Raw genomic sequence first — 12598 nt, forward strand, 5'->3', positions numbered from 1 at the left:
ACGGGATTGGGACCGACACCGCGATGACCAGAGGAATTCATGAACCGCGACGCCGCTGCCACTGACGACACGACGATCGACGTCGACGATTGCTGGAACCGGATCGGCACGCGCGGCGACCGCTCGTGCGAGCGGCTGGCCGACTGCCAGCGCTGCCTGAACTGCCCGGTCTACGCGTATCACGCGGCGAAGCTGCTCGAGCGACCGCTCGGCGACGCCGAGCTGGCCGACGCGACGCGCCGGATCAGCGCGTTCGGCACCACCCGCGTGCGCGACGACGACGGCGATACGCGCCACGCGGCGCTGGCGTTTCGCGTGGCCGACGAATGGCTCGCGCTGCCGATCGGCGTGCTGCGCGAGATCGCCGGAACCCGCCCGATCCATTCGCTGCCGCATCGCCGCAATTCGGCCGTGCGCGGCGTGGTCAACATCCGCGGCACGCTGCGCATCGCGATCTCGATCGGCGCGCTGCTCGGCCTCGATGCAGGCAAGGGCGGCAAGGGCGGTGGCGACGGCCGTTTCACGCGGCTGCTGGTGGCCGCGCACCAGGGCGAACCGGTCGTGTTTCCGGTCGACGAAGTCGAGGGCGTGCTGCGCTTCGGCGCATCCGACTGGGTGCCCGTGCCGGCGACGGTCGGGCGCGCGAGCGCCGGCCTGTCGCGCGGCGTGCTGTCGTGGCGCGGCAAGTCGGTGGGCCTGCTCGACGACGATCGTCTGTTCGACGCCGTGACACGGAGCATGCGATGAGCGGCGATGACGATCTGAGCCACCTGTCGCTGCTCGAGCTGTATCGCGAGGAGACGCGTACGCAGACCCAGGCGCTGTCCGAGCGCTTGCTCGCGCTCGAATCGGGCGAGCCCGATGCCGTCGCGCTCGAGGCATGCATGCGCGCCGCGCATTCGCTGAAGGGCGCCGCGCGCATCGTCGGCGTGCCGCTCGGCGTCGATATCGCGGGGCGGATGGAAGAATGCTTCGTCGCCGCGCAGGCCGGCACGATCGCGCTGACGGCCACGCACGTCGACGTGCTGCTCGCCGGCGTGGACCTGCTGGTGCGCGTCGGCGATCCGCAGGGGCCGCCCGTGACGTCGACCGAGATCGACGTGTTCGCAGCGGCGCTGACCGGTGCCGACGGCGCGCGGACGATGCACGCGCCGGCCGTCGTGCCGCCGCCGGTGCCATCGTCGGCCGTGCCGTATCGCGAGCACGACGGCGCCGCGAACGAGCCCGTCGGGGCCGGCGCCGCGATGCCGCCGCTCGCGGTGTCGGGCACGGTGCCCGATCCGGTCCAGGCCGGCCGCGTGGCCGGCGCCGGCGCGATGCGCCGCGTGCGCGCCGATACGCTGAACCGGCTGCTGAGCCTGTCCGGCGAATCGCTGGTCGAATCGCGCTGGCTCAAGCCGTTCGCCGAATCGATGCTGCGCGTGAAGCGCGCGCAGCGCGACGCCGCCCGTTCGCTCGATCTGATGTACGAACAGTTCGCCGACGATCTCGACGCGGGCATGCTCGCGTCGATGAACGAAGTGCGGCACATGCTCAACGACCTGCAGCGTTCGCTCGCCGAGCGCATGGACGAATTCGACCGCTTCGAGCGGCGCAGCACGCATATCGCCGAACAGCTCTACGACGAGGCGCTGCAATGCCGGATGCGGCCGTTCGGCGATGCGACGCGTGCGTATCCGCGCATCGTCCGCGATCTCGCGCGCTCGCTCGGCAAGCAGGTGCGCTTCTCTATCGTCGGCGAGGGCACGCAGGTCGACCGCGACATCCTCGACCTGCTCGACGCGCCGCTCGGCCACCTGTTGCGCAACGCGATCGACCACGGCGTCGAGTCGCCCGACGCGCGGCTCGCGCGCGGCAAGCCGGCCGAGGCGAGCGTGACGCTGGAGGCGCGCCACAGCGCCGGCTCGCTGCTCGTCAGCGTGATCGACGACGGGCCGGGCGTCGACATGGACGCGCTGCGCGCGGCCGTCGTGCGCCAGCGCCTGACCGACGACGAGACGGCCGCGCGGCTGTCCGATCCCGAGCTGCTCGAATTCCTGCTGCTGCCGGGCTTTTCGATGCGCGAAGCGGTGACCGACGTGTCGGGTCGCGGCGTCGGCCTCGATGCGGTGCAGGAGATGGTGCGCGGCGTGCGCGGCGCGGTGCGGATCTTCAACGAACCGGGCGCGGGCATGCGCTTCGTGCTGCAGTTGCCGCTCACGCTGTCGGTGATCCGCAGCCTGCTCGTCGAAGTCGGCGGCGAACCGTATGCGTTCCCGCTCGCGCATGTGCGCCGGACGCTCGAACTCGCGCATGACGATATCGACGTGCTCGAAGGGCAGCCGCATTTTCCGTTCGACGGCCGGCGCGCGGGCCTCGTCGCCGCACACCAGTTGCTCGATGCGGGCGAGCCCGACGCGGCGCGCGCGAGCACGGCGGTCGTGGTCGTCGGCGGCGAACCCGAGTTGTACGGCGTCGCGGTCGACCGCTTCCTCGGCGAACGGATGCTCGTCGTGCAGCCGCTCGACAGCCGCCTGCACAAGATCCAGAACATCGCGGCCGGCGCGCTGCTCGAGAACGGCGACCCCGTGCTGATCGTCGACGTCGAGGACCTGATCCGCTCGGTCGACAAGCTCGTGCGCGGCGGGCAGCTCGCGAGGCTCAAGCGCGACCCGCAGCTCGCGCTCGTCGACCGGCGCCGCCGCGTGCTCGTTGTCGACGATTCGCTGACGGTGCGCGAACTCGAACGCAAGCTGCTGGAAAAGCGCGGCTACGACGTGACCATTGCGGTCGACGGGATGGACGGCTGGAACGCGGTGCGCAGCGATGCGTTCGATCTCGTCGTCACGGACGTCGACATGCCGCGCATGGACGGCATCGAACTCGTCACGCTGATCAAGAGCGATCCGATGCTCAAGCGCGTGCCGGTGATGATCGTGTCGTACAAGGATCGCGACGAGGATCGCCGTCGCGGGCTAGACGCCGGCGCCGACTACTACCTCGCGAAGAGCAGCTTCCACGACGAGGCGCTGCTCGATGCCGTGCACGACCTGATCGGGGACGCACGCGGATGAACATCGGTATCGTCAACGATCTGCCGCTGGCCGTGGAGGCGCTGCGCCGCGTGCTCGCGCTGCGGCCGGACCATCGCGTGCTGTGGGTGGCGACCGACGGCGACGAGGCGGTGGATTTCTGCATCGCCCATCCGCCGGATCTCGTGCTGATGGATCTCGTGATGCCGAAGGTCGACGGCGTGGAGGCGACCCGGCAGATCATGGCGCGCGCGCCGTGCGCGATCCTGATCGTGACGGTCAGCGTCAGCGCGAACACATCGTCGGTCTACGAGGCGATGGGCGCCGGTGCGCTCGATGCGGTCGACACGCCGACGCTCGCGCTCGGGCTGTCGACCGACGCGTCGCCGCAGGCGCTGCTCGCGAAGATCGACCAGATCGGCCGGCTGCTCGAAAGCCGCACCGCGGCGCTCGTGCCGCCGGGGCCGACGCCCGCGCGCGGCCAGCCGACGCTCGTCGCGATCGGTGCGTCGGCGGGCGGGCCGACCGCGCTTACCGCGCTGCTGCGTGCGCTGCCGGCCGATTTCCCGGCTGCGATCGTGATCGTCCAGCACGTCGACCAGGCGTTCGCGCTCGGGATGGCCGAATGGCTCGACGGTTATACGCGGCTGCCGGTACGCGTCGCGCGGCATGGCAGCGTGCCGCAGGCCGGCGAGGTGCTGCTCGCGGCGACCAACGATCACCTGTATCTGTCGCCGCGCGGCGTGCTCGGCTATACGCGGCATCCGGCCGAGACGCCGTACCGGCCGTCGATCGACGTGTTCTTCAACAGCGTCGCCGACGGCTGGCAGGGCGATGCGCTCGGCGTGCTGCTGACGGGCATGGGGCGCGACGGCGCGCTCGGCCTGAAGGCGATGCGCGCGAAAGGCTGCTACACGATCGCGCAGGACGAGGCGACCAGCGCCGTCTACGGGATGCCGAAAGCGGCCGCGGCGATCGGTGCGGCGTCGGCGATCCTGCCGCTCGAACGGATCGCGCCGCAACTGATCTCGCGCGTCGCACGCACGCCGCGCGACTGACGGCAAGCCCGAGGGGAGGGCGCCGTCCTGTCCGGGGGGCTGGTGACCGCATTGCGTGCGGTGCGCGGCGTCGCGTACAATTGCGGCCTGCGGAGATGGCATGCCTCCCTGCGGTCGTTCCCGGCGCGTTGCGCGCGGTGCGGCCCTCAACCGCCGGTTTGCCCGGCTGATGATGCCTGCGTGTTCCTGGGTCGTCAGGAGGTCGCAGGCCGTCCATGCGGTATTCTGCCGCCCAGGTTTTGATGTTCTGTCGAATCTGGAAATCATGTTTTTCACGACTTCTGCCGATCTTCTCGCGACCGTGCGCTACGTGTGCCGCTGGCTCGCGCTCTCGGCCCTGCTCGGCGCGCTGGCCGGCACGGCTTCCGCGCTGTTCCTGATCGCGCTCGACTGGGCGACCGGCACGCGCGTCGCGCGTCCGTGGCTGCTGTGGGGGCTGCCGGCCGCCGGTTTCGCGACCGGGTGGATCTACCATCGTTTCGGCCAGTCGGTCGCGCGCGGCAACAACCTGCTGATCGACGAGATTCACGACCCGAAGGCGCTCGTGCCGAAGCGGATGGCCCCGCTCGTACTCGTCGCGACCGTCGTCACGCACCTGTTCGGCGGCTCGGCCGGCCGCGAGGGCACGGCCGTGCAGATGGGCGGCGCGCTCGCCGATCGCGTCACGCACGTGTTCCGTCTCGATCGCGAGCATCGCCGCGTGCTGCTGATGGGCGGCATCGCGGCCGGTTTCGCGTCGGTGTTCGGCACGCCGCTCGCGGGCGCCGTGTTCGGGCTCGAGGTGCTTGCGATCGGGCGCGTGCGGTACGACGCACTGCTGACCTGCGTTGCATCGGCGATCGTCGCAGACGTCGTGTGTCGCGCGTGGGGCGTGCATCACACGGCCTATGCGATTCCGTTCGTGCCGGCCGTATCGGCGACGGGGCTGGCCGTGACGGTCGTCGCGGGCATTGCGTTCGGCGTCGTCGGGCGGTTGTTCGCGTTTGCGACGCATGCGTTGACCGCGTGGTTCCGGCGCGTCGTCCGCTATGCGCCGCTGCAGCCGGTGCTCGGCGGCCTGCTGGTCGCGGCGGCGGCCACCGTGCTGAACGTGCCGCAGTACCTCGGCCTCGGCATTCCGACGATCGAGGCCGCGTTTCACGGTCCGCTGCCGCTCTACGATTTCGCGGGCAAGTTCGCGTTCACCGTCGTCACGCTCGCGTCGGGGTTCAAGGGCGGCGAGGTGACGCCGCTGTTTTACATCGGCGCGACGCTCGGCAACGCGCTCGGCCAGGTGCTGGCGCTGCCGGTGCCCGTGCTCGCGGGGCTCGGCTTCGTCGCGGTGTTCGCCGGCGCGGCCAACACGCCGATCGCGTCGACGATCATGGCGATCGAACTGTTCGGCGCGGACATCGGCGTGTATGCGATCGTCGCGTGCGTCGTCGCGTATCTGTTTTCGGGGCACGCGGGGATTTATCGCGCGCAGCGCGTCGCGGTGGGGAAGGGGGCGCAGGTTGAGGTGGATTGAGGCGGTGTGGACAGCGGATTCGTCGCGGACCCTCCGGGAACCTGATGCATGCGATCTCGGAGGTTGAACGTGTCGTTGCTTGCGCATCTCATCGGGCCGGGAGGCGCCGGCAAAACAACCGTCGGGGCAATCGTCGCAGATCGCTTGAACTGGCGGTTTCTCGATGTGGATCAATGCTTCCTGGCGTCGCACGGAAACATCGCCGACTTCATCCGCGACCACGGATATGTCGAATACGCAGCGCACAACGTCCGGTTATACGAGCAACTCGAACGCGGGATTTCGGCGCCCACGATCTGTGCGGTTTCGTCCGGGTTCATGCTGTATCCGGCGGATGTCACGCCGACCTATTCGGCAGTTCGCCGGTGTATCGAGGAGGACACGCTCACGGCCCTTCTGTTGCCTGCGTTCGATCTCGAAAGCTGCGCGAAACTGATTGTGGGCCGTCAGATGTCGAGGCCGTATCTGAACGCCGACGAAGCAAGCGAGATGCGCAAAATCCGCGATCGATTTCCTGCGTTCATGCGCCTGAGTTGCAAACGGTTTGCGAGCAACGGATCACCCGAGCGAGTTGCGGCCGACATGACGCGCTTTATCGTGGCGTCCTTGTCGTCGATCGAACGCTCATGAGCGTTCGATCGACGCATCGTGGTAGCCCGCAATCCGGGGAGTGATTGCGCGCTACCCTTGAATTCGTCCTCGGCCGTTCGACGTGTCCGAACCGCGGGCCGAGGGGTTCGCCGACGGAAGCCGGTGCCCGGTGATCCGCCGGATCACCGGACACGCCGGTATCCGTTACTTGTTCGGCAGGCGCGCGACGTTGCGGGCCAGCAGTTCCTCGATATCGACGCCTTTTTCCGCGAGCAACGCTGTGACGATGCCGGTCAATTCGCCGAGCGTTTCCTGGACCGATTCGCGGATCGTATCGACGACGACCTGGGTGCTTCGCTCGATCTCGATGTTGACCTTGTCGTTGACACCCTTCGCATCGAAGGTCGTCGCGCGGCGCGTTTCCGGAATCAGCCAGATTTCGAACCAGCCTTCGTCTCGATTGACGTCCGAAACCGTGAGGCTGCAGCCGTTGATCGCGATATAGCCCTTCGCGAACACATAGCGTTTGAAATCGGCAGGCACGCCGATGCGAATCATCCGGTTGTGTTCGGACGATGCGATGTGCAGGATGGTCCCCGGGAAGTCGACATGGCCGGACAGCGGATGCCCGCCGATTTCCGCGCCGTCCTTCGCGGCCCGCTCCACGTTGATCCGCGAGCCTGTCGCCAGATCGGCCAGCGTGGTGATCTTCAGGCTCGGCAACATCACGTCGAAGTCGATCAGCTCCGGCGAATGGATGGTCGTCACCGTCAGGCACACGCCGTCGACCGAGACGCTGGCGCCGATCTCGATGTCGTCGGTAAATCGCTCGGGGAATTCGATACTGAACGTTCTCAGCTCGCCGTGATCCTTGATGGCCTTGATGGCGCCAACGCCCTGGACAATTCCTGTAAACATGATCGATCCCTCGTCGCAAGTTTCCTGGCCGACATGATAAGTGATCCCGGAAAAGGCGGCTCCGCAGGGCGCGGCTCAGGGGCAGCCGGCGATATCCGCAGACGAGAAAAAGGCCGTGCACGTGGCACGGCCTCGATCCGGATCCGGTCGGGTCGACACGGCCCGGCGGTGATGATCCCGCCGCCGAGCCGCATCACGACACGCTTGCGTTACGCCTCGGCCGGCTCGCCCAGCGGCCCGGCGGCGTCGTCCGCCGTGCGCCGCGGCGAATCGATCAACCCCTTCGCGAGCTCCAGCGCCTGCCGCTCGAACAGCCGGCGGTAGATGCCGCCGTCGATGCGGATCAGCGCGTCGTGGTTGCCTTCCTCGATCACCTTGCCGCGATCGAGCACGAGCAGCCGATCGAGCGCACGCACGGTCGACAGCCGGTGCGCGACCACGAGCGTCGTGCGGCCGACCATCAGCCGCTCCATCGCCTGCTGGATCAGCAGCTCGCTTTCGCTGTCGAGGCTCGACGTCGCTTCGTCGAGGATCAGGATCGGCGCATCGGCGAGGAACGCGCGCGCGATCGCGACGCGCTGGCGCTCGCCGCCCGACAGCTTGATCCCGCGTTCGCCGACGAGCGTGTCGTAACCGTCCGGCAGCGTGGCGATGAAATCGTGCGCGCTGGCGAGCCGTGCGGCGCGCTCGATGTCCGCGCGGCTCGCGTCGGGGCGCGCATACGCGATGTTCTCCGCGAGCGTGCGGTGGAACAGCACGGGCTCCTGCTGGACGATCGCGATCTGGCTGCGCAGCGTATCCTGCCGCACGCGCGCGATGTCCTGGCCGTCGATCGTGATGCGGCCGCCCGACACGTCATACAGGCGCTGGATCAGCTTGATGAACGTCGTCTTGCCCGACCCCGAGTGGCCGACGAGGCCCACGCGCTCGCCGGGCGCGATCCGCATCGAGAAATCGTCGTAGAGCGGCACCGGGTGGTTGCCGTAGCGGAACGTCACGTGATCGAAGCGGATTTCGCCTTGCCCGATCCGGATCGCCGGCGCGCCGGGGCGATCGTCGATGCCGAGCGGCTGGCGTTCGAGCGCGACGAGTTCTTCCATGTCGTTCACCGACCGCTGCAGGTTGCGGATGTGCATGCCGACGTCGCGCAGGTAACCCTGCAGCATGAAGAACATCGTCAGCGCGAACGCGATGTCGCCGACGCTCGCCTCGTTGTTCGCCCACAGCCGCAGCGCAACGCCGATCATCGCCGCCTGCATCGCGACGAGCATCGCGCCCTGCAACCCGCCGTTGAACGTGCCGCGCACCCACGTGCGGCGCGTGCGCTGCCGCCACTTGTCGATCACGCGCGCGAGCCGCGCTTCCTCGCGCGTTTCCGCGCCGAACGCCTTGACGACCGCGTTGCAGCTCACGGCATCGGCGAGCGCGCCGCCCATGCGCGTATCCCACAGGTTGCCGAGCCGCGCCGCCGGCGCGACGATGCCGAGCGACACGGCGACCGTCACCGCGATGTACAGCAGCGAGCCCGCGCCGACGACGAGCCCCATCACGGGCCAGTGCGTGCCGAGCAGCACGGTCGCGCCGACCAGCATCGTGACCGACGGCAACAATGCGATCAGCACGGTGTCGTTCAGCAGGTCGAGCGCCCAGATCCCGCGCGTGATCTTGCGCACGGTCGAACCGGCGAAGCTGTTCGCGTGCCAGTCCGTCGAGAAGCGCTGCACGCGGTGGAACGACGCGGCGGCGATCTCGCTCATCATCTTCAGCGTGAGCGTGATGATGTTCAGGTAGACGCCTTGCCGCAGCACCGTCGCGCCGATGCCGAGCGCGGCGAGCGTGCCGAACGCGACGATGGCCGCATGCCACGCGGCGGCGCGGTCGGTCAGGCCGGTCGACAGCGCGTCGACGAGGCGGCCGGCGAACAGCGGCGTGAGCACGTCGGCGAGCGCGGCGAGCAGCGCGAAGGCCGTGACCGTGGCGATGCGTGCCGGCTGCTTGCGCCAGTAGCGGATGGTGAAGCCGAAGACGGCCTTGAATGCGTGGCCGCCCAGATGGGAGGTTTTTCTGGTCATTTATCGTTGCCCGGCGCATCGCGCGACGGGACTTTCCGGTTCGGAGAACGTCGAAAACGCAACAGCCGGAGCCGCGTGGAAAACGCGGGCGAAACGAAACGGGCTGTCGGGAAAAGCGCGGCTGACGGGTTAGCGGAAAACTCGGGAGCCGGCGCGGACGGCGGGCTGGATCAGCTGCGCCGTGGGACCACGTTCGGGAAGGTTGCTGGCATTCGGAACATCTGCACCTCCCTGAAGTGAATGGTTGAAAAGACGCCGAAAAGACGTGTAAAGATTCTATCAGCAGTGTTCTGCACGCCGCAACGTCTGACGAATGCGGCGTTGCGGCGTCGATACGGTTAGTATTCAGGGTTTCGGCCCTTTCTTCGCGGGCTCGCAGCAAAGCGGCGGCTGATGGGCCGGCGGGCGCATCGATTACACTTTGGCGTCCGCGGCACGCCACGGTGCGTGCGTTCCGGCGCGGCCCGGCACAACGAGCGGCTGGCCGATGCGGCCCTCGCAGATTTACCCCGATACACACCTGAGGAAACGATGAGCGACGTTCAGCAAGGCATCCTGGCTCCGATCGACACGGCGGCCCGATACCTCACTTTCACGATTTCGAATGACGGCAATGTGGCGGCGGCGCTGGCCGCGCTGCGCGAGATCGTCGACGGACGCGACACGGTCGTCGGTTTCGGACAGGCGCTGGCGGCGCACGTCGGGCGCCCGGTTCCGGGCCTGACCGACTATCCGGCGTTCGCGGTGAAGGACCGCACGCTGCCGGCGACGCCGGCCGACGTGTGGGTCTGGCTGCGCGCCGACGATCGCGGCGAGATCGTGCTGCGCGCGCGGGCGATCGAACGCGCGCTGGCGCCGGCGTTCGCGCTGCAGGACGCCGTCGACGGCTTTCGTTATTCGAACGATCGCGACCTGTCCGGCTACGAGGACGGCACCGAGAACCCGACCGGCGACGACGCGCTCGCGGCGGCGATCGTGACGGGGCAGGGCGCGGGGCTCGACGGTTCGAGCTTCGTCGCGGTGCAGCAGTGGCTGCACGACTTCGACCAGATGGAGCGCATTCCGTCGGGCGACATGGACAACATCATCGGGCGTCGCCGCTCGGACAACGAGGAACTCGACGACGCACCCGAGTTCGCGCACGTGAAGCGTACCGCGCAGGAAAGCTTCGAGCCGGAGGCGTTCATGCTGCGCCGTTCGTCGCCGTGGTCGGATGCGCGCCGCGCGGGCCTCTACTTCGTTGCGTTCGGCTGCTCGTTCCGCGCGTTCGACGTGCAGATGCGCCGCATGAGCGGCGCGGAGGACGGGATCGTCGACGGCCTGTTCCGCTTCACGCGGCCGCTGACCGGTGCGTATTTCTGGTGCCCGCCGATGAAGGGCGGCAAGCTGGACCTGTCCGCGCTCGGACTGTAAGCGCTCGCTGAATTCGATGGACGGGCGGGCCGCGCATCGTGCGCGGCCCGCCCGTTTTGTCTTTCAGGCGGCGAACGTGTGTTGCTCGCCGCTGGCCGTGCGCCACTCGCCGTGCACCACCCGCCGCGCGCGTCAGTTCAACGTCGTCTCGATTCGCGTACCGCGCTTGATGAACTGCGTCACCGGCGTCTTCTCGCAGATTTCCGCGAGGCGCTGGCGTTGTGCATCGTCGAGCGGGCCGTCGAGCGTCACGACGCGGCGCACGTATTGCACGCCTTCGCGATCGGCATGCAGTTCGGTGCGCACGTCGATGCGCGCGGCCGGCCACGACTTGCGCTGCATGTACATGCGCAACGTCGCGGCCGTGCATTGCGCGAGACCGGCAAGCACGAACTCGTATGGCGCCGGCCCGCGATCCTGGCCGCCTTCGCGCGGTGCTTCGTCGCCGGTCAGCGCGTGCGTGCCGGCCTGCAGCTGGACGACGTAATCGGGCGCGTCGGCATCGAGGACGGCGGCGGCATGGATGAGCGACATGGCAAGTCTCCGGTAAGCGGAAGATGGAGCAGGGCGCTGCGTGACAGCGCAAAGCCGCCAGCATACCGTTTCGCTCGGAACGGCGTACGTAGCGTGCCTACGCGTCGGCGACGCCGGCGCTGCTGCGCACGAGTGCGGCGATGCGTTCGCGCACCCACTGGTGCGCGCGGTCGGTGTCGCGCGATTCGTGCCAGTACGCGAGCAGCGGGAACGGCTTGAGCCGAAGCGGCAGCGGCCGCACGACGATCGGCAGCAGCGCGGCCATCCGCAGCGCATAGGTGTGCGGCAGCGTGACCAGCAGGTCGCCGGTCGCGGCGATCTGGCATGCGGCGAAATAGTGCTGGCAGGTGAGCCGGATATCGCGGATGCGCCCGTCGTTGCCGAGCAATACGTCGAGCGATTGCGGTTCGCCGAACGACGACACCGCGATATGCCGCGCCGCGAAATAGTCGCCGCGTCGCAGCGGGTCGCGCGCGAGCGGATGATCGCGGCGCAGCGCGACGACGAGCGAATCGTCGAGCAGGTGTTCGGTGGCGATGCGCGGGCCCGTCTGCACGCGACGGTCGACGGCGAGATCGAGATTGCCCGACGCGAGTTCGCGCTCGATGTCGGGCACCGCGATGCGACGGCTCACGAGCCGCAGGCCCGGTGCTTCGTTGGCGAACGCGGCGACGATTCGCGGCAGCGCGATCGATTCGAGCACGTCGCGAATGCCCACCGCGATGCTCAGGTCGAGTGTCGCGGGATCGAATGCCGACGGATCGCGCGCGGTGCCTTGCAGGCCCTTCAGGTGCAACTGCACGTCCGCGATGATCGACCGCGTACGTTCGGTCGGCACGACGCGGTTGCCCTGGCGCACGAACAGCGGATCGTCGAAATGCGCACGCAGCCGGTTGAGCGCGTGCGTGACCGCAGGCTGCGTGAGATGCAGCGCGCGGGCGGCCGCACCGATGCCGCCGTGCACGTAGACGGCGTCGAGCACGCGAAACAGGTTCAGGTCGAGACGGTGATCGGCGGGCACGGGGCGCGGGCGGCGTGGTGAACGGTGGACAGATTCTAAAGGATGCGCAGGCAACGGATACGCGGGTTTTCGTGCGCGGCGATCGGCGGCGTTCGATGCATGTCGACGCGGTTCGGACCGATACGCGACCGCAGCTTGGCCCGATGTGCAACGCGACGAAACGCGCACATCGTGACGCACGACGGCCGCAATGATCGGCTGCATCGACAGGCACGATTCCGTGTCGGCATACCAACGGCCCGCGACAGTCTGTAGTAATCCGCCATCATGCTGTCCGCGTCGGCCATTTCGCGCCAAAGGCGCTACCCGTTCGGCTAAGATGCCGTCGCTTCATATTTCGAGATAGCCGTCCTGTCGCACGCATTCAAACCAAATATAAGCCTGACAGTTCGACGGTATTAAAAGAAGTCGAAACAAGTCGGGGGCTTGGCAAGTGAATGCAGCAGATCAGAGGTGGGTCGTTATCTATTTGA

At 68.2% G+C, this 12598-nt stretch carries 10 protein-coding genes and 1 riboswitch; of the genes, 6 read left to right on the forward strand and 4 right to left on the reverse strand.

Annotation, left to right across the window (positions count from 1 at the left end):
- The first annotated feature begins 39 nt into the window (after positions 1-39).
- From LXM88_RS34675 to LXM88_RS34695, 5 genes are all read left to right on the forward strand, one after another.
- Positions 40-747 carry a chemotaxis protein CheW gene (locus LXM88_RS34675; RefSeq protein ID WP_262543989.1) on the forward strand — a complete coding sequence of 236 codons (708 nt, stop codon included), beginning with the start codon at positions 40-42 and terminating at the stop codon, positions 745-747.
- The gene (locus LXM88_RS34680; protein ID WP_262543990.1) at positions 744-3053 is read left to right on the forward strand and encodes a hybrid sensor histidine kinase/response regulator; all 2310 of its coding nucleotides are present in this window, start codon (positions 744-746) and stop codon (positions 3051-3053) included. Before LXM88_RS34675 ends, LXM88_RS34680 begins: the two co-directional genes overlap by 4 nt.
- Positions 3050-4069: a chemotaxis response regulator protein-glutamate methylesterase gene (locus LXM88_RS34685; RefSeq protein ID WP_262543991.1), complete on the forward strand. Its 1020-nt coding sequence runs from the start codon at positions 3050-3052 to the stop codon at positions 4067-4069. The genes LXM88_RS34680 and LXM88_RS34685 overlap by 4 nt, the downstream gene beginning before the upstream one ends.
- An 82-nt stretch (positions 4070-4151) precedes the next feature.
- Positions 4152-4255: riboswitch (Fluoride riboswitch) on the forward strand.
- 79 nt (positions 4256-4334) lie between these two features.
- Positions 4335-5576 (forward strand): voltage-gated chloride channel family protein, encoded by a 1242-nt coding sequence (locus LXM88_RS34690; RefSeq protein ID WP_262543992.1) that lies wholly within the window; start codon positions 4335-4337, stop codon positions 5574-5576.
- A gap of 69 nt (positions 5577-5645) precedes the next feature.
- Positions 5646-6206, forward strand: coding sequence for a shikimate kinase (locus LXM88_RS34695; protein WP_262543993.1), 561 nt, complete (start codon positions 5646-5648; stop codon positions 6204-6206).
- A 165-nt stretch (positions 6207-6371) separates the two neighbouring features.
- On the opposite strand, the gene LXM88_RS34700 is transcribed toward LXM88_RS34695, so the two are convergent.
- Entirely contained in the window at positions 6372-7085 is a 714-nt protein-coding gene (locus tag LXM88_RS34700; protein ID WP_262543994.1) for a riboflavin synthase subunit alpha, read from the reverse strand.
- A gap of 209 nt (positions 7086-7294) precedes the next feature.
- On the reverse strand, positions 7295-9157 hold the full coding sequence (locus LXM88_RS34705; protein WP_262543995.1) for an ABC transporter ATP-binding protein: 1863 nt from the start codon (positions 9155-9157) through the stop codon (positions 7295-7297).
- 531 nt (positions 9158-9688) lie between these two features.
- Here LXM88_RS34705 and LXM88_RS34710 point away from each other — a divergent pair.
- The gene (locus LXM88_RS34710) at positions 9689-10570 is read left to right on the forward strand and encodes a Dyp-type peroxidase (protein WP_262543996.1); all 882 of its coding nucleotides are present in this window, start codon (positions 9689-9691) and stop codon (positions 10568-10570) included.
- Between the two features lie 132 nt (positions 10571-10702).
- Here LXM88_RS34710 and LXM88_RS34715 read toward each other — a convergent pair whose 3' ends face one another.
- A complete protein-coding gene (locus tag LXM88_RS34715) occupies positions 10703-11104 on the reverse strand; it encodes an OsmC family protein (protein WP_175917638.1) in 402 nt (133 codons plus the stop codon).
- 97 nt (positions 11105-11201) lie between these two features.
- Positions 11202-12125 carry a LysR family transcriptional regulator gene (locus tag LXM88_RS34720; protein WP_262543997.1) on the reverse strand — a complete coding sequence of 308 codons (924 nt, stop codon included), beginning with the start codon at positions 12123-12125 and terminating at the stop codon, positions 11202-11204.
- Positions 12126-12598 lie beyond the last annotated feature (473 nt).

The sequence above is a fragment of the Burkholderia sp. S-53 genome, assembly GCF_025560745.1.
GTDB classification, from domain to species: Bacteria; Pseudomonadota; Gammaproteobacteria; order Burkholderiales; family Burkholderiaceae; genus Burkholderia; species Burkholderia pyrrocinia.